Consider the following 17,485-nt stretch of genomic DNA (forward strand, 5'->3'; position numbering starts at 1 on the left):
ATTCTGGAGGAATCCACAGCTTAAATTTACTCCTCTCTAATAATAAAACCTGCCTCACGGCAGGTTTTTTCATATCTAAAAAGTTTTAAAACAAACTCTCATCCACAAAATTCGGAAGCGTTACTTTCAGATTCGGTTCTGCTTCCATCGCTCTTTTAATGGCAAAAACAGCGCCTTCATTTCTGGCCCAGCTTCTTCTGGAAATTCCGTTGTTTACATCCCAGAAAAGCATAGATTTCAGTCTTCTGCCGGCATCGGCACTTCCGTCAAGGAGCATCCCGAAACCACCGTTAATAACTTCGCCCCAGCCTACTCCGCCGCCATTATGGATAGACACCCATGTAGCCCCACGGAAGCTGTCACCAATCACGTTGTGGATGGCCATATCTGCGGTAAACCTAGAACCGTCATAGATATTGGAAGTCTCCCTGTACGGCGAATCCGTACCGGAAACATCATGGTGGTCCCTGCCTAAAACTACAGTACCAATCTCTCCTTTCTTAATCGCATTATTGAAGGCTTCGGCAATTTTCATTCTTCCTTCTGCATCGGCATACAGGATCCTCGCCTGTGAACCGACTACCAGCTTATTTTCCTGAGCGCCTTTGATCCACTGGATGTTGTCTTTCATCTGCTGCTGGATCTCTTCGGGAGAGTTTTTCACCATTTCTTCCAAAACAGCACATGCAATATTATCTGTTTTCTGCAAATCTTCCGGCTTTCCACTGGCACATACCCAACGGAACGGCCCGAAACCATAATCGAAGCACATAGGCCCCATGATATCCTGAACATAGCTCGGATATTTGAACTCCCTTCCAAGGGTAGGATTTTCTGCCATCACATCTGCTCCGGCTCTTGAAGCTTCCAGTAAAAAGGCATTTCCGTAATCAAAGAAATACGTCCCTTTCTGGGTATGCTTATTGATGGCCGCAGCATGTCTTCTTAAAGTCTCCTGAACTTTTTCTTTGAACAGTTCGGGCTCCTCCGCCATTATCCTGTTGGATTCCTCAAAGCTCTGTCCGGCCGGATAATATCCGCCAGCCCAAGGATTGTGAAGTGATGTCTGATCTGATCCTATATCTATTTTTAAGTTCTTCTCATCAAATTTTTCCCAAACCTCCACAATATTGCCAAGGTAAGCAAGAGAAACGGTTTCCTTATTTTCCTGAGCTTTTCTTACTCTTTCTATCAATTCATCCATGTTCTCATAGATCTCATTCACCCACTTCTGCTCGTGACGGATCCTGGTGATCTTTGGGTTTACTTCAGCACATACGGTAACACAGCCTGCAATATTTCCTGCTTTCGGCTGAGCCCCGCTCATTCCTCCCAATCCGGAAGTCACAAAAAGCCCTCCCTTCGGCTCCTTTTTAATTTTTCTGAACGCATTCAGAACGGTAATGGTAGTTCCGTGAACAATTCCCTGCGGACCAATATACATATAGCTCCCCGCCGTCATCTGTCCATACTGGGTAACCCCTAAAGCATTAAATTTTTCCCAATCATCCGGTTTGGAATAATTTGGAATCATCATCCCATTCGTTACCACCACTCTCGGAGCATCTTTATGAGAAGGAAACAATCCCATCGGGTGCCCGGAATACATCGTTAACGTCTGCTCATCCGTCATCTCAGACAAATACTTCATGGTCAAAAGATACTGTGCCCAGTTGGAAAATACCGCCCCATTTCCTCCGTAAGTAATCAGTTCGTGAGGATGCTGTGCCACTGCATAATCCAGGTTGTTCTGAATCATAAGCATAATGGCTTTTGCCTGCTCAGACTTTCCGGGGTAATCTGCAATATCCCTTGCTTTCATTTCATAATCGGGACGGAAACGGTACATATAAATTCTGCCATACTTCTCCAGCTCTTCCCTGAATTCAGGAAGTAATTCCGCATGAAACTTCGGGTCGAAATAGCGTAATGCATTTTTCAGGGCAAGCTTTTTCTCTTCTTCTCCTAAAATTTCTTTACGCTTCGGCGCATGGTTGATATTGGTTTCGTATGGTTTAGGCTGTGGCAGCTGATCAGGGATCCCCTGCTGTATCTGTTCTTGAAATGTCATATTGCTATTTAAAGTTCAATGTTTAGATTAAATGTTTGAAGTTTTAAAGATATTCAAATTAGAAAATATAGGCAAGGAAAAGACAAATTTGCTGTTCCGCTCCGACCACCAATCTTCTGATCTATATTTCATATAATAAAACCACCGTCCGAAACATTCCCCTCCTCCGGAGGGGTGGATTCCGAAATTCAAAGAATTTCGGAAGACGGGGTGGTCCCGAAATGCTGAATAATAAAATACTCCAGATCCATCATCACAACGCCCAAATTATTCCTCACATCAAATCCATAATCCTGAAGACAACAAGTCCCAATGATTCAAGATATTGCTGCCGGATCCCGTCATAAACAGCTTTATCATCATGACTTGTACCATCGATTTCAACTACCAACCCCAAAGTCTTCACATAGAAGTCAACAATATAATTCCCGATAATTCTCTGCCTGTCAAAATCGATCCGATGAAATGTTCCTGCCCGAACCTTCTTCCAGAACAGGACTTCACCGAGAATGTCTGCTTTACGTTTTTCTTTCAATAAAGCTTTTAATTGAGGATTATAAGGTAGGCTTTCCACGAAGTTCCTGTAGATGGGAACTCCGTTGATTTAGGTGAGGGTTTCTTTCATGTCTATGTTTTTTGTATTCCTTTTTAAACCACCCGTCTTCTCCTTTCAGTCGAATCCACCCCTCCGGAGGAGGGGAATGTTTCTTCCGGGAAGGTTGATGTTTTCCAAAAATAAAAAAACCTTACTGAAAATCAGTAAGGTTGTTATTTATGGGTATTGAATTTAAGTAAGAACATCATCATTTTCTTCCTCATGATCATCATCATTATCGCTGAGGCTCCAGTAATTGTTTTCTTCATCCTCAGACCCTATTTCCTCCATATCATCGTCATCATCAGTACCGGGAATATCCAGCCCCTTATCTATCTTATCATTGTCCTCTTCGCTTAATATAGGATTTCCGTCACCATCAAGCGGAATATGGGCTTCTCTGTTAAAAATATCTTCACTGGGACTGTAATCCATTTCTTCCAGCTTTCTGTCCTGTTCGTTGGTGTTTTCTTCTGGTGTCATAATATCAGTATTTAATGTAGATGATACAGAACAAAAACGGTTCCAACCTTTCTTTTTATTGTCATGGATTTACAAAAATATAATACCTAGTTCACGAGATTGTTATTGTCTACTTTTCGCCGGATAGTATTATTTTCATCTTTAAGCCTTTCGAGTTTATAAGTAACATTAAAGACAAACAAACCTGTAATAATCTCTGGTATAATTATTCTGTATACACTTCAGGATTGGTACAATAAGGTATTTTTTTTCCTTTAGAGAAAGCGATGATATTTTCAGCAGCAATTCTGGCCATGCCTGTTCTGGCTTCCAGGGTTGCAGAACCGATGTGTGGCAATACACATACATTTGAAAGCTCCAACAGCGGACTGTGCTTAGACATAGGCTCAGGGTTGGTTACATCCAGACCTGCTCCCCAAATCTGTTTGGAAACCAATGCTTCATACAAATCCTTTTCATTTTGAAAACCACCTCTTGCCGTATTAATGAAAATAGCATTATCCTTCATTTTTTCAAAAACAGGTGCATTGAAAAGATCTTTCTGTTCCGGTGTAAAATTCGCGTGAATACTTAACACATCTGACTGCTGAATAAGTTCTTCAAAGGAAACATAAGTAGCACCAAGCTCTTTCTCTGCTTCCTCATTCTGATGGCGATTGTAGTATATAATCTTCATATCAAATGCTTTCTGAGATTTTTCAGCCATTTCAAAACCTATTCTTCCCAAGCCTAAAACGCCCAGCGTTTTCCCGTATAATTCCTGTCCTAAGGCATGAAGCGGATCGAAATCGCCCCAGTTTCCATCCTTTACTTTCTGAAAATTATAGCTTGCTCTTCTGGCTACAGACTGCATCAATAGAAAAGCAACATCAGAAGTAGCTTTACTGAGGACATCAGGAGTATTTCCCACCGGAATTTTCCTGCGGGTAGCTTCTTTAATGTCTACATGATCAAAACCTACAGAATATAAAGCGATTGTTTTTATATTGGGACACTGGTCAAAAAAATCCTGATCGTATTTAAATTCTCCGCCTACACTTAAAATAGCATCGTGACTCTGACAGTAGCTCAGCCATTCGTCGTGCGACAGGTTTTCATGTTCCGGGATAAAAACTTCCAGCCCGGCTTCTTTCAGCATATGTATTCCCGTTTCAGGAATTCTTTTATTGACGAATACTTTCATAATTTAATTTTTTCGTTACATCAAATGTAGGGAAGTATTTTAACCTCTCTTTATTATCTGACATGAAACTTCTTCTAAAAAATAATCCTTTTATTTTAAAATACTATCGTTCGTTAGGATTAATAATTTATTAATAAATCAATACAAACTATAAAATATTATTTAAAGTTTAAAAAAAATAATGATATAAATCATAAACTTTAACAAATTCAATCAATATATGAATATTTGTTTTTAGCTTTACTTAAGTTTTTAAACGAAAAAAAATAATGGCAAAAATAAATGCATACATAAAAGGAACAGGTTCATATGTTCCTCCAAAAATTTTAAAAAATGATTTTTTTGAAGCAATAGGCTCTTCTGATGAGTGGATTTATAAAAATCTGGGGATCAAAGAAAGAAGAATTGCAGAAGGTGAAGTAACGAGCGACCTTGCTTTCAAAGCAGGCTTAAAAGCACTTGAGAATACAGACGTCAAACCACAGGATCTGAATCTTATCATCGTTGCTACCTCTACTCCCGATAGGCAGGCTCCCTCTACCGCCTGTTTTGTTCAGGAAAAAATGGAAGCTTATCAGGCTGTAGCCTTTGATATTTCTGCTGTCTGTTCCGGAGGGCTTTACGGAATTGCCATAGGATGCCAGTTCATTGAAACAGGAATGTATAAAAACGTTCTGGTTATTGGAGCAGATACATTTTCAACCATTACAGACTGGGAAAGGAAAGATTCCGTGTTTTTCGGAGACGGTGCGGGAGCAATTCTTCTTTCTGCCACTACTGAAGATAAGGGCTTCTTAGATTTTAAGCTTCATGCGGACGGACGTGGAAAATACCATTTCAATATTCCGGCCGGAGGTTCAGAAATGCCTGCTTCGGAAGAAACGTTAAAACAGAAGCTGCATTATTTTCAAATGAACGGAAAAGAAGTTTTCAATACAGCAACCAAAGTTTTACCGGAAGCAATAGATGAAATCCTTGAAGCAAATCAGCTTTCTTCCGATGATGTAGATTGGGTAATTCCCCATCAGCCAAGTATCCGGATTTTACAGGAAACGGCAAGAAAAACGAATATTCCATTTGAAAAAGTGATGACGAATATGGATAAATACGCCAATACATCCGGTGGAACAATTCCTATTGTACTGGATGAAACCTATAAAAGCGGGAAAATACAACCCGGAAATCTCCTTTTATTTGCAGCGGTAGGTTCCGGATGGACCTGGGGAACTGCTCTTTATAAATCTTAAATGAATTATTTCTATTCTAAAATAACAAAAAAATAATATGCTGAACAATCAAACTTTTCTAATTACCGGTATTGCAGATGAAAATTCTCTTGCCATGAAAGTCGCCGAAAAAGTTCTTGAAAACAACGGAAATGTAGTCTGTACGGGATTGGGAATCACTCCTTTTCACAAAAATGTTTCAGAAAAAGCAAAAGACTTTCTGAACAAGAATTATGATGATTTTCAAAATGCCTGTCAAAAGGTCCTGGGAAAAGATGTCTATACTGCCCCTCTGGATGTCACCTTATCCGAAAGTTTGCATTTTCTGTCCGAAGATCTGAAACAAAAAGACATTCAGCTGAACGGATTCCTTCATGCAATAGCGATGGATAAAACGATCCGGAACAAGTCGGTAAAACCTATGCTGGAAGTTACTCCCGAGGAATTTAATGAAACCATGAATGTTTCGGCTTTTTCTATGATCTCAATCTGCCAGGCTCTGCTTTCAAACGGTGTTTTACAGAATGGTTCTTCTATTGTCTCGCTCAGTTATATTGCAGCAGAAAAAGTATCATTCTTTCCCTATATCAATATCAGCATTGCTAAAGCGGCGTTGGAAAGGCTTACTCTGGAAATGGCTTATGAATTAGGAAAAAAATTCGGAATCAGAGCCAATGCTATTAGGTTTTCGCCTTATATGGGAAGCAAAGCAGGCAATGCTACTCTAAATATTGAAGATGTAGAAAGAGCAAACCGAATCAGTCCGCTGGGAAATGCCCTGCCGGAAGATTTGGCGCACGAAGTTATTCACCTTTTCAGAAAGGAGACCAGAATAACGGGAGAAATCCGCCATGTAGACGGAGGTTTTCACATTATGGGATAATAATTTTGTGCCTAATGATTGGTACTTCCTAACATGGGCACAAATTTATAGGCTCCAAATTCTTCTTTCTCAAACTCTGTGGGAGAAGCTTTGGTAAACCGGTATAAGATCTGTTCATCAGTAGGTCCTAATGGAATGACCATTTTTCCACCAATATTAAGCTGTTTCAGTAATTCTGTTGGTAAAACCGAGGCTCCGCAGGTGACAATGATCTTGTCAAAGGGTGCAAAAGTAGGAAGTCCTGCAAAACCGTCCCCAAAACTCTGGAATTTCGGATTTAAATGCAGCTCACGGAATTTTTTCTTTGAAAAATCAAAAAGGTCTTTTTGCCTTTCCACTGTATAAACCAGGGCTTTCATAGCCAGCAGAACGGCAGTCTGATATCCGCATCCTGTTCCGATCTCCAGAACTTTCTCGCCAGGCTTTACCTGCAACAGCTCGGACTGCTCCGCTACTGTAGAGGGATGGGAAATAGTCTGGTGTGACAAAATGGGAAATGCCCGGTCTTCATAGGCAAAATCCTCAAAAATACTTTCAATAAAAAGATGTCTCGGAACTTCACTCATTGCCGAAAGTACATTTTCATCTGAGATCCCGATCTTATGTCTTAGATATTCGACCAAGATTTTTCTTTTTCCTTTATGTACAAACGAATCATGCATCATTAGTAAGATAGTAGTTATTAGGTTACGGGTAGTAGTTTCTACAAAAGTAAAAAAACTATCAATACTTATCAACCTAAATACGACAACGTATTTCCTAATACCTAAAATTCTTATCTTTACCAAAATTAAAAAATCTATGTTAAAAGCAGGTTTGGTAGGTGCCGGACATCTGGGAAAGATTCACTTAAGACTTCTTAACCAGTCAGATAAGTACGAGCTGGTAGGTTTCCACGATAAAGATATTGAAAACGGAAAAAAAATAGAAGCTGAATTCGGATATAAATACTTTGAAAATTTTGATGATCTTCTTGATCAGATTGATATGCTGGATATTGTAACCCCTACAGTCTATCATTATGATTATGCCCTAAAAGCCATCGAAAAAAAGCTTCATTTTTTTATTGAAAAACCGGTAACTCAAACGCTTGAACAGGCAGAAGAAATTCTTCATAAATGCCAGGAAAACGGTATTAAGGCGCAGGTAGGACATGTAGAAAGATACAATCCTGCTTTTATTGCTACTAAAGAATACATTCAAAACCCGATGTTTATTGAGATCCACAGGCTGGCAGAATTCAATCCGAGAGGAACTGATGTTTCTGTGGTATTGGATTTAATGATCCATGATCTTGATATTTTATTGAGCATGGCGAAATCGAAGGTTAAAAATATTCATGCAAGCGGTGTATGCGTAGTCAGCAAAACCCCGGATATTGCCAATGCAAGAATAGAGTTTGAAAATGGCTGTGTAGCAAATCTTACTACTTCCAGAATTTCAATGAAAGCGATGAGAAAGAGCCGCTTCTTCCAGAAAGATGCTTACATTTCTGTAGATTTCCTTGAGAAAAAAGCAGAAGTGATCCGGATGAAAGATGCACCGGAGCATCCTACTCCTTTTGATATGATTATTGAAAATGCTGATGGAGAAAAAAATCAAATCTTATTTGAATACCCTGATATTCAACCAAATAACGCCATATTAGACGAATTAAATTCTTTTGCAGATGCTATCACTGACGGTAAAAATGTAGAGGTTTCCCTGGCAGACGGAACAGAAGCTTTGAAGGTGGCACTGGAAATCGTAAAACTGATTTCTTAAAAAACTTCAATATATAATATCCCAGGCTGTCGTTGAATAAATGACAGCCTTTTTATTTTAACTTGAGTTTTAATGTTTGATTATTTTGAAATTCATTGAAAATAATCTGTTTTCATTATATCATTTTAATCTTTGTTCTGAATTTTTAAATATATTTGTCTTTCTCAAAACAATTATTCTATAGTCTCTCCAATAATTTAAATCTATATGAAAAGAGCCATCCTACTATCCGCTTTATTATTGTCTCAATTTGGGACATCACAATTATTAAAAACTGACGGTCAGAAAATAATTAATGACAAAGGTGAAAACATTCAGCTTCGGGGTCTTGGTCTCGGCGGATGGATGCTTCAGGAAGGTTATATGCTGAAAACGGCTGATTTTGCAGGTCCTCAGTATAAGATCAAGGAAAAGATTTCCGAATTAATTGGTGAAGACGGAATGAAGGAATTCTATAAAGCTTATCTTAAAAACGGCATTACCAAGCAGGATATCGATTTTCTCGCTAAATCAGGATTCAATTCTATAAGGCTGCCTATGCATTATGATCTGTATACTCTTCCCATTGAAAAAGAACCGGTAAAAGGGCAAAATACATGGCTGGAAGAAGGCTTTAAAATGACGGATGACCTGCTGAAATGGTGTGCTGCCAATAAAATATATCTGATTCTGGATCTTCACGCAGCACCGGGAGGACAGGGAAATGATGTCAATATTTCAGACAATGACAAAACAAAACCTTCACTTTGGGAAAGCAATGAAAACCAGAAAAAAACGATTGCGCTATGGAAAAAGCTTGCGGAACGATATAAGGATGAACCATGGATTGGCGGCTACGACCTGATTAACGAACCTAATATTAATTTCACCGGAAAAAATCCGAATGGAACTGATGAAATGTCTAATGCCCCACTCTGGAAACTTCAGAAAGAGATTACAGATGCCATCCGGGAAACAGATAAAAAGCACATTATATTTATTGAAGGAAACGGCTGGGGAAACAACTACAACGGACTGATCCCGCTTTGGGATAACAATATGGCATTCAGCTTCCATAAATACTGGAATTATAATAATGATGAAACAATCCAGTCTATTCTTGATCTCAGAAAGAAGCATAATATCCCAATTTGGCTAGGGGAAACCGGAGAAAACTCGAATGTATGGTTTACAGAACTGATCCAACTTCTGGACAAACATAATATTGGCTACGCGTTCTGGCCAATGAAAAAGATCGATAATATTGCAGGAATCACTAATGTAAAGATTACTCCTGAATATGAAAAACTTCTGAATTATTGGAAAAACGGCGGTGAAAAACCATCTAAAGATTTTGCCACAAAAGTATTGATGCAGATTGCAGAAAACTATAAATTCAACAATGTTGAGATCAAGAATGATGTTATTGATGCCATGTTCAGGCAGGTAACGGATGATTCCACAAAACCATTCAGAAAACACATGGCTCCGGGAAGAATGTTTGCTTCAGAGTACGATTTGGGAAGAATGGGTTCGGCTTATCTGGATCATGATTTTGTCAATCTTTGGGTAAGCGACCCCAAAAAAAGATCTGAATGGAATTCCGGACAGCAGATGAGGAATGACGGTGTGGATATTTACCTCTGTGATGACAGTATCTCCAATCACTATTATGTAGGAAAAACGGAAAAGGGAGAATGGCTTCAATATACGATTAATGTAAAATCTGAGAAAAGCTATACATTCAGTATCCGATATTCAGGCAGCAATGACACCAATATTAAGCTTGAAGATGCTTCAGGAAAACAGCTGGCCAATGTTTCACTACCTTCTACGGAAGGAGAACAAAACTGGAAAACAGTATCCGTTAAAAATGTCCCGTTCAAGAAAGGGACAAATAAAATCAGACTCCGCTTTGAAGGCAACGGTCCGAACCTGAATTATTTTGAAATACAATAATAATTATCTTAAATTGCAGATCCCTTTTAGTGCTTAAAAGGGATCTTCTTTTAACCTGTACATTATGAAAAAAATAGGACTTTTCTTTCTTCTGATTTCATCGCTGGCAGTAGCTCAGAAATCGGCTTTGGAGCAAAAAATAAACTCTATCACAGAAGGCAAAAAAGCAACAGTAGGAATTTCAGTTCTTGGCTTTGAGAATAATTTTAAATACAGTAAAAACGGAGACAAACAGCTTCCTACTTTAAGTGTTTTTAAGTTTCATATTGCCTGTGCAGTTTTAGATCTTGTAGACCAGAAGAAACTTTCTCTGGATCAGAAAATTTTCATTAAAAAATCTGATCTTTTGGAAGATACATGGTCTCCGTTTCAGGAAAAACATCCTGAAGGAAATATTGAAGTTCCATTACGTGAGGTGATAGACTATACGGTAGCATTAAGTGACAATAATCTTTGTGATCTACTGTTGAAGCTTATCGGAGGAACCCAAACTGTTCAAAAATTCATGGATTCCAAGGGAGTTACCGGTTTCCAGATCAAGTATAATGAGCAGGAAATGCACACAAAAAACTGGAATGCTTTGTATGAAAATTACAGTACACCGAATTCTGCCATTCTGGTTCTAAAAAAATTCTACGACGGAAAGCTTCTTTCTAAAAGATCTACAAATTTCCTGATGGAGATCATGATCGGAACAAAAACCGGAACGAATAAAATTGTTGAACAGTTACCAAAAAATACTCCGGTTGCGCATAAAACCGGTGCTTCAGGAAAGAATAATGATGGTCTTACGATTGCAGAAAACGATATAGGAATCATCACACTTCCAAACGGAAAACATTATGCAATTGCCGTATTTATAAGCAATTCCATGGAAACAAATGCAGTGAACTGCAGAATGGTTTCAGATATTTCCAAGGCGGTCTGGGATGATTTTAATAAGTAAAATATTAAGCTTATTTTTAACAGCTTAGGAAGTTGTAAATATCGGTTCTGATCTATTAAACAGAATAAAAGCAATTTCACTCAATATTGATATGAAAAAATTATTGTTCGCTATAAGTCTGCTCTGCTTTACTTTTCTTTTTTCACAAAAAAGCATGAGCTATGTGCGCATAAGCTATAGCAGCATGTGCTGTGGGACTCCCTCGACCAAACCGGTCACAGATTATCTGAAAAAGTTTGAGAAAAGCAATCACCTAAAGGCTTTTGAAATCTTAAAACAGGGTGGCTTGGGAAGAGAAGGTGAATTTGATTTATACATCGGAACAGACAAATTGGGTAAAAAACAAAAAACGGCTTTCACAAAAGGTCTTCAATCTGTTGTTGCTTTACAAAACAAAACCAGAAAACAAAACAGCGACGGCACAGTGGATTTCGATCCGTCGGTAACTGTTTATCAATCTGATTTAACGGATATTAAAAATTTAACTATTTATAAAAAATAAAAGAAAAATGATCAAAAACATTGTAGTTATTGGAGCGGGAACTATGGGGAACGGTATTGCGCATACTTTTGCGCAAAGCGGATTCAAAGTAAATCTGGTAGATGTATCTCAGGATGCTCTGGACAGAGGATTGAAAACGATCACAACGAACCTTGACAGAATAATTGCAAAGGGAAACCTTACTGAAGAACAGAAAGCTGAAACTTTAGGAAATATCACCACTTTTACGGAACTTAAGGAAGCGGCAGGTAATGCAGACCTTATTGTAGAGGCAGCTACTGAAAATCTGGATCTGAAACTGAAAATCTTCGGCCAGATGGATGACTCTGCCCCTGAACACTGTATCCTTGCCACCAATACTTCTTCTATTTCCATCACAAAGATCGCAGCAGCAACAAAAAAGAGCTGATAAAGTGATCGGAATGCACTTCATGAACCCGGTTCCTATTATGAAACTGGTAGAGATCATCAAAGGATATTCTACTTCAAGAGAAACTTTCGATGTGATCTATGAGATGAGCAAGACTTTAGGTAAGGTTCCTGTAGAGGTAAATGATTATCCTGGTTTTGTTGCCAACAGAATTCTTATGCCGATGATCAATGAGTCAATTGAAACGCTTTATAATGGAGTAGCTGGTGTAGAAGAAATTGACACCGTAATGAAGCTCGGAATGGCACATCCAATGGGGCCGCTCCAGTTGGCAGATTTTATTGGTCTTGATGTGTGTCTAGCGATCTTAAATGTAATGTATGACGGTTTCAAAAATCCAAAATATGCTCCTAACCCGCTTCTTGTAAACATGGTAATGGCTGGAAAACTGGGCGTAAAGTCGGGGGAAGGTTTCTATGATTATTCGGAAAGTAAAAAAGCCGAAAAAGTTTCAAAAATGTTTTTGAAATAATTTTAAGTCAATAATTTTATTTATCTTTGATCAAAGTTAAAACATTAAAAAAAATGAAATTACCAAAGTTTTTATTAGCAGACAATTCGGAATTTCCTGAAGATTTATTCGTAGTTCATACAGAATATCCAAGATTTATCTTAAACGTTGAGGAAGAAGAAGTTGAATGGTTAGATGATTTGGAAGGAGACGATGAAGAAACTATGGCAGATGAAGCTACAAAGGTGGTAGAAGCTGCATTCAAATGGTGCGATGAAGAGTTGGCTAAATACGACGAAGAAGAGGAAGATTAATTAATAACAATCTAAACATAAAAAAGGAACTCAATTTGAGTTCCTTTTATTTTTTATTCTGCTTTATTGAATTTCAACAGTAGAAGATTGTCTTTGTACAATTCCAGGGTTGTTCCGGAGATTACATATTTGTTAGCTTTACCTACCATATCCATAAAGTTCTGCTCAACACTCATATTACTGCACATCATTCTGGTAGATCCCAGCTGTCCTGCAGAGAAGTCACCTGTAGAAGGGTCTACTTTAGCTGTTCCAAAATAATTGTTGCATCCTGCATTACCATTGATTTTTTCGCCTTCAATATTCAGGGTAGGAATCTTACCTTTCACGTTATCCGCCAATGTCCATTTTGTATTAGCCAATGAAGGCTGTGCCTTTCCTACTTTAGAAGCAGAAGCACTGGACATTGTTCCGCACGAAGCGAGAACCGCTGCCGCACATATACTTAAAAAAAGATTTTTCATTTTTTTCTTTTTGAATTACTCAAATTTAAGGAAATTATATTATTTAAACGGTTCGTAAAGGATTTTATTACTTTCGAAAACTCTATTTTAGAATTATTTTTTTAAAGATCAATGGGTTAATGTCTTCGCATTGACTTTGTTTACTTCTTGAATCAGGTTTTTATTTTTTGGCTATTTGGGTAATCTAACACGGGCTAAAGCCCGTTTTTATTGAATGGTTATCTGAAGAGGATTGAATTTCTTTTTTCTCTCGCAGATCCGGCTGATTGAGCAAATTTATGCTTGAAAATGTATACTATAAGATTATGTAGAATTTAACTGGCAATGATTACAAAACAAAAAAACGGGCTGAAGCCCGTTTTAATGATATATTTTATGTGAATTAAGATCTTAATTCTGCATTGTATTCTTTCTGGAATGTTTTAATCAGGGAATCCATTACTTCAGAAATTTCTTTTTCTTCCAATGTTTTCTCTTCATTCAGTAGTTCAAAACTCATTGCGTAAGACTTCTTACCTTCCGGAAGATTTTTCCCTTCATATACATCGAATAAGTTAATATTCTTGATGAAAGGCGATTTGTTCTTTTTCGCAGTCTGATACAGATCCTGATAGTTTACATTTTTATCGATCAGCAAGGCAAGATCTCTCCTGATCTTGTTAAATTTAGGAATATCTTTAAACTTCAATACGTTTTTAGAACGTAATTCCTGAGCCATTTCAAGCTCGATCTCTGCGTAGAAACATTCCTGGTCAATATCAAAATCTTTTAGTAATACAGGGGCTACTTTTCCAATTCTTACTAAAGTTTTTCCGCCAGCTTCATATGCTAAAGAGTCAGAAAATCTCTCATCAGTTAAGGCTACTTCTGTGTAATTAACACCAATTCTTTCCAACAGAACCTTCACATAGGCTTTAAGATTATAAAAGCTTACAGCAGATTTCGGCTGCAGCCAGTTTTCAGCAACATCTCTTCCTGTAACAAGAAGGGCAAGCTGCTTTCTTTCTTCGTATTTCTCTTTTTTGTGGTAGATTTTTCCGAATTCAAAGAATTTAATATCCTGATTTTTTCTGTTGATGTTGTAAACTGCATTCTGCAAAAGACCTTCCAATAGAGATTTTCTCATAAAAGCAAGATCCCCGCTCAATGGATTCAATAGTTTTACAGCATCGGTTTCATCTTTTACAGAGGTCAGCGAGTTATTCATGACTTCGTTGAATCCAATGCCCTGAAGTGTTCTTGCCCAGTTGTTTTCAAGTTCGTCCTGGTCGTTGGCACTCAATTTTACCGGTGTAAATGAGATTTTCTGTGGTGCATCGATCTTGTTGTATCCGTAAATTCTTAAAATCTCTTCAATAACATCAATTTCTCTTGTTACATCCGCTCTGTAAGCTGGTACAGAAATTTCAAGTCCGTTCTGGATCTCATTTAAGACCTGAATTTCCAAAGCTTTTAAGATCTCTTTTACTTTTTCTCTGTGGATTTTTGTTCCCAGAATCTGTTCAATTCTTGAAAATCTGATGATCACATAATTGTCTTCGATTTTCTTCGGATATTCTTCCAAAAGATCTCCTACCAATTTTCCTCCGGCAATCTCCTGAATCAGTTTGATGGCATGGGTAATGGCTGTTCTGGTAATATTAGGGTCTACTCCTCTTTCAAATCTGAAAGAAGCATCTGTATTTAAACCATGGAATTTAGCTCCTTTTCTTACCGCTACCGGATTGAAATAGGCACTTTCCAAGAATATGGTCTTTGTCTCATCAGAAACTCCTGAATTGGCGCCACCAAAAACTCCGGCAATACACATTGGATTGTCTTTTCCGTCTTTGATCATAACCTCGGAACCGTTCAACGTTCTTTCAACACCATCAAGTGTTGTAAACTTGGTTCCTGTTTTTACAGTTCCTACTTTTACTTTGCTGTCAGCAATCTTGTCTGCATCAAATGCGTGAAGAGGCTGTCCGTAACCGTGAAGGATATAGTTGGTAATATCTACAATATTATTGATGGGGTTTAAACCAATTGCTTTTAATCTGTCTTTCAACCAGGCAGGAGATTCAGCTATTTTCACTTCTTCGATCACTGCTCCGATGTATCTTGGACACAGTTCAGCATCTTCTACTTCAAGAGTAAAATTGTGTGAACCTTCATTGTTTAATGTTTCAGAAGAAACTTTCTCAAACATTGATTTCTGCTGGTTGGTCGAAAGGAAAGCATGAAGATCCCTTGCCACTCCGTAATGGGACATGGCATCTGTTCTGTTCGGCGTTAATCCGATCTCCAAAACTTCATCATTGGTCAGTTCAAAATAGTCTGCAAAGTTTTTTCCCACTTCATATTTTGTCTCATCCAGAACCATAATTCCACCGTGATCATCACTAAGGCCAAGTTCATCTTCCGCACATATCATTCCCTGGGAGACCTCGCTTCTGATCTTAGCTTCTTTGATTTCAAAAAAGTTTCCTGTTTTATCGTAGATCTTAGTTCCAACAACCGCAACAGGAACAGTCTGTCCCGCTTCCACGTTGGGAGCTCCGCAAACAATATTTAATATTTTTCCGTTTCCTACGTCAACCGTTGTTTTCTTTAGTTTGTCTGCATTCGGATGTTTTTCGCAGGTCAATACCTTCCCTACCACAATACCTTCCAGGCTGCCTCTTACGCTTTCAAATTTTTCTATCCCCTCCACTTCAAGACCAATATCTGTAAGGAATTCTCCGATCCTTTCTGTTTTGAGTTCCGTTTTGATAAAGTCTTTCAGCCAGTTGTTTGATATTTTCATTTGCTATATTTTGAAAAATTTATTTGAATTTCCGCACCATTTCTACTGTACGGTTTTTCCGGTACAAATGTCGTGTTTTTTTAAGAAACAGAGAAATTTAGGGCTCACTTTAAAACAAATAGTTTTATTAAATTTTCTTTCTGAAATGAGTATTATTTAAAACTTTCTTTACAGAAAACACACCATAAAACTCATATTCTTTATTTAGTTTCCAGGTTATAGGATAAAATTTACATATTAAAGATCTTAACTCAATTCTTGTAAAACAAAAAAGAGGTCTTGAAAATCAAAACCTCTTTTATTTTATCTGTCAGAATATTACAATCCGATTACCGGCATTGATAACATCAGGATATTTTCACTTTCTTCAAGACCGTCAAGAGGTTCAATGATCCCCGGTCTATTCGGTTGAGACATTTTCATGGTGATATCGTCAGAACCTAAAATGGTAAGCATTTCCGTTAAAAACTTAGAGCTGAAACCGATATTGATATCTTCCCCGTTGTAATCGCAAGGGATCTGCATGTCTGCTTTGTTTGCATATTCCGTATCTTCTGCATGAAGGTGAAGAATGTTGGCAGACAGTTTAAATCTTACCTGATTGGTAGATTTGTTAGACATGATCGATGCTCTTTTGATCGCTCCCAGAAGAAGGTTTCTGTTGATCGTCAGTACATTTGGATTTTCCTTTGGAATTACTGCTGTATAGTTGGGATATTTCCCATCAATCAGTCTGCAGATCCAGATATGCTTTCCAAAGGTAAATTTAGCCATATTCTCGTTGAAGTCGATTGTCACGTCTTCGTTAGAACTAGCCAAAATATTTTTGAAAATATTCAACGGCTTTTTAGGCATGATAAATTCCATAGGCTCGGCATTCATCAGATCTGTTCTTTTATAGACAACCAGTCTGTGGGAATCTGTAGAAACAAAATTCGTTTCATTTTCTCCAAACTGGAACAGTACACCTGTCATTACCGGGCGAAGAGAATCATTGCTTGTTGCAAAAAGAGTATTTGTCAACGCTTCAGATAAAACTCCTGCCGGCATTGCCACGCTCTGGGAAGCATCAAATTCCGGAAGCTCCGGGTAATCGTCTGCATTATCCAATGCCACAGCGAAATTATCTTTTTCATCTAAAATCTCCAGCTGGCTACCGGTTCCTTCCGCGTTGTCTTTTACAACAAACGTTAAAGGCTGTTCACCATAAGTCTTGATAAAATCCTGAAAAATTTTAGCAGGAACGGCAAATTTACCCGAATCGTCAGACTTTACCTCCAAAGAAGTAACAAGAGTAGTCTCGCCATCAGAAGCTGTAATGGTAACGTTATTTCCGTCTAATTCAAAAAGATAGTTTTCTAAAATCGGTCTCGATTGAGAGCTTGATATTACGCCACTTACAGTTTGCAATGCTTTCTGCAGTTCACCACTTGAAATAATAAATTTCATA

General features: G+C 38.0%; 15 protein-coding genes and 1 pseudogene. 8 read left to right on the plus strand and 8 right to left on the minus strand.

Annotated elements, in window-relative coordinates; all coding sequences use genetic code 11:
- Positions 1-85: 85 nt before the first annotated feature.
- From QF044_RS10285 to QF044_RS10300, 4 genes are all read right to left on the minus strand, one after another.
- Positions 86-2,071 carry a urocanate hydratase gene (locus QF044_RS10285; RefSeq protein WP_307266550.1) on the minus strand — a complete coding sequence of 662 codons (1,986 nt, stop codon included), beginning with the start codon at positions 2,069-2,071 and terminating at the stop codon, positions 86-88.
- A gap of 274 nt (positions 2,072-2,345) precedes the next feature.
- On the minus strand, positions 2,346-2,606 hold the full coding sequence (locus QF044_RS10290) for an endonuclease domain-containing protein (protein ID WP_307266551.1): 261 nt from the start codon (positions 2,604-2,606) through the stop codon (positions 2,346-2,348).
- A gap of 252 nt (positions 2,607-2,858) precedes the next feature.
- Entirely contained in the window at positions 2,859-3,149 is a 291-nt protein-coding gene (locus tag QF044_RS10295; protein ID WP_307266554.1) for a hypothetical protein, read from the minus strand.
- A gap of 205 nt (positions 3,150-3,354) precedes the next feature.
- Positions 3,355-4,332: a D-glycerate dehydrogenase gene (locus tag QF044_RS10300; RefSeq protein ID WP_307266556.1), complete on the minus strand. Its 978-nt coding sequence runs from the start codon at positions 4,330-4,332 to the stop codon at positions 3,355-3,357.
- A gap of 269 nt (positions 4,333-4,601) precedes the next feature.
- Here QF044_RS10300 and QF044_RS10305 point away from each other — a divergent pair, with 269 nt between their 5' ends.
- Positions 4,602-5,579, plus strand: a complete 978-nt coding sequence (locus QF044_RS10305) for a 3-oxoacyl-ACP synthase III family protein (RefSeq protein ID WP_307266559.1) — start codon at positions 4,602-4,604, stop codon at positions 5,577-5,579.
- Positions 5,580-5,616: 37 nt separating this feature from the next.
- On the plus strand, positions 5,617-6,441 hold the full coding sequence (locus tag QF044_RS10310) for an SDR family oxidoreductase (protein WP_307266561.1): 825 nt from the start codon (positions 5,617-5,619) through the stop codon (positions 6,439-6,441).
- Between the two features lie 11 nt (positions 6,442-6,452).
- On the opposite strand, the gene QF044_RS10315 is transcribed toward QF044_RS10310, so the two are convergent.
- A complete protein-coding gene (locus tag QF044_RS10315; RefSeq protein WP_307271991.1) occupies positions 6,453-7,103 on the minus strand; it encodes a protein-L-isoaspartate(D-aspartate) O-methyltransferase in 651 nt (216 codons plus the stop codon).
- Positions 7,104-7,242: 139 nt separating this feature from the next.
- On the opposite strand from QF044_RS10315, the gene QF044_RS10320 reads away from it, so the two are divergent.
- The 6 genes and pseudogenes from QF044_RS10320 (at position 7,243) to QF044_RS10345 (ending at position 12,786) form a co-directional block, all read left to right on the plus strand.
- A complete protein-coding gene (locus QF044_RS10320) occupies positions 7,243-8,205 on the plus strand; it encodes a Gfo/Idh/MocA family protein (protein ID WP_307266563.1) in 963 nt (320 codons plus the stop codon).
- A gap of 207 nt (positions 8,206-8,412) precedes the next feature.
- A complete protein-coding gene (locus QF044_RS10325; RefSeq protein ID WP_307266566.1) occupies positions 8,413-10,143 on the plus strand; it encodes a cellulase family glycosylhydrolase in 1,731 nt (576 codons plus the stop codon).
- Between the two features lie 64 nt (positions 10,144-10,207).
- Positions 10,208-11,089, plus strand: a complete 882-nt coding sequence (bla-A, locus tag QF044_RS10330; RefSeq protein ID WP_307266569.1) for a CGA/CIA family class A beta-lactamase — start codon at positions 10,208-10,210, stop codon at positions 11,087-11,089.
- A 154-nt stretch (positions 11,090-11,243) separates the two neighbouring features.
- A complete protein-coding gene (locus tag QF044_RS10335; protein WP_307266572.1) occupies positions 11,244-11,591 on the plus strand; it encodes a hypothetical protein in 348 nt (115 codons plus the stop codon).
- Between the two features lie 10 nt (positions 11,592-11,601).
- Positions 11,602-12,493 (plus strand): annotated as a pseudogene (locus tag QF044_RS10340) (3-hydroxybutyryl-CoA dehydrogenase).
- A 53-nt stretch (positions 12,494-12,546) separates the two neighbouring features.
- The gene (locus tag QF044_RS10345) at positions 12,547-12,786 is read left to right on the plus strand and encodes a hypothetical protein (RefSeq protein WP_002977986.1); all 240 of its coding nucleotides are present in this window, start codon (positions 12,547-12,549) and stop codon (positions 12,784-12,786) included.
- 53 nt (positions 12,787-12,839) lie between these two features.
- On the opposite strand, the gene QF044_RS10350 is transcribed toward QF044_RS10345, so the two are convergent.
- From QF044_RS10350 to dnaN, 3 genes are all read right to left on the minus strand, one after another.
- On the minus strand, positions 12,840-13,250 hold the full coding sequence (locus tag QF044_RS10350; RefSeq protein ID WP_307266672.1) for an META domain-containing protein: 411 nt from the start codon (positions 13,248-13,250) through the stop codon (positions 12,840-12,842).
- A 382-nt stretch (positions 13,251-13,632) separates the two neighbouring features.
- Positions 13,633-16,035: a phenylalanine--tRNA ligase subunit beta gene (gene pheT, locus QF044_RS10355; RefSeq protein ID WP_307266675.1), complete on the minus strand. Its 2,403-nt coding sequence runs from the start codon at positions 16,033-16,035 to the stop codon at positions 13,633-13,635.
- 318 nt (positions 16,036-16,353) lie between these two features.
- Positions 16,354-17,484 carry a DNA polymerase III subunit beta gene (gene dnaN / locus QF044_RS10360; protein WP_307266677.1) on the minus strand — a complete coding sequence of 377 codons (1,131 nt, stop codon included), beginning with the start codon at positions 17,482-17,484 and terminating at the stop codon, positions 16,354-16,356.
- Position 17,485 lies beyond the last annotated feature (1 nt).

It is taken from the genome of Chryseobacterium sp. W4I1, assembly GCF_030816115.1.
Classification (GTDB): Bacteria; Bacteroidota; Bacteroidia; order Flavobacteriales; family Weeksellaceae; genus Chryseobacterium.

What these genes read in the sequence shown, in the direction of transcription:
- QF044_RS10335 (WP_307266572.1), top strand. Translation starts at nt 11,244, where the DNA reads ATGAGCTATGTGCGCATAAGCTATAGCAGCATGTGCTGTGGGACTCCC.
- QF044_RS10320 (WP_307266563.1), top strand. Translation starts at nt 7,243, where the DNA reads ATGTTAAAAGCAGGTTTGGTAGGTGCCGGACATCTGGGAAAGATTCAC.
- QF044_RS10300 (WP_307266556.1), bottom strand. Translation starts at nt 4,332, where the DNA reads ATGAAAGTATTCGTCAATAAAAGAATTCCTGAAACGGGAATACATATG.
- pheT (WP_307266675.1), bottom strand. Translation starts at nt 16,035, where the DNA reads ATGAAAATATCAAACAACTGGCTGAAAGACTTTATCAAAACGGAACTC.
- dnaN (WP_307266677.1), bottom strand. Translation starts at nt 17,484, where the DNA reads ATGAAATTTATTATTTCAAGTGGTGAACTGCAGAAAGCATTGCAAACT.
- QF044_RS10315 (WP_307271991.1), bottom strand. Translation starts at nt 7,103, where the DNA reads ATGCATGATTCGTTTGTACATAAAGGAAAAAGAAAAATCTTGGTCGAA.
- bla-A (WP_307266569.1), top strand. Translation starts at nt 10,208, where the DNA reads ATGAAAAAAATAGGACTTTTCTTTCTTCTGATTTCATCGCTGGCAGTA.
- QF044_RS10295 (WP_307266554.1), bottom strand. Translation starts at nt 3,149, where the DNA reads ATGACACCAGAAGAAAACACCAACGAACAGGACAGAAAGCTGGAAGAA.
- QF044_RS10285 (WP_307266550.1), bottom strand. Translation starts at nt 2,071, where the DNA reads ATGACATTTCAAGAACAGATACAGCAGGGGATCCCTGATCAGCTGCCA.
- QF044_RS10345 (WP_002977986.1), top strand. Translation starts at nt 12,547, where the DNA reads ATGAAATTACCAAAGTTTTTATTAGCAGACAATTCGGAATTTCCTGAA.
- QF044_RS10350 (WP_307266672.1), bottom strand. Translation starts at nt 13,250, where the DNA reads ATGAAAAATCTTTTTTTAAGTATATGTGCGGCAGCGGTTCTCGCTTCG.
- QF044_RS10325 (WP_307266566.1), top strand. Translation starts at nt 8,413, where the DNA reads ATGAAAAGAGCCATCCTACTATCCGCTTTATTATTGTCTCAATTTGGG.
- QF044_RS10310 (WP_307266561.1), top strand. Translation starts at nt 5,617, where the DNA reads ATGCTGAACAATCAAACTTTTCTAATTACCGGTATTGCAGATGAAAAT.
- QF044_RS10305 (WP_307266559.1), top strand. Translation starts at nt 4,602, where the DNA reads ATGGCAAAAATAAATGCATACATAAAAGGAACAGGTTCATATGTTCCT.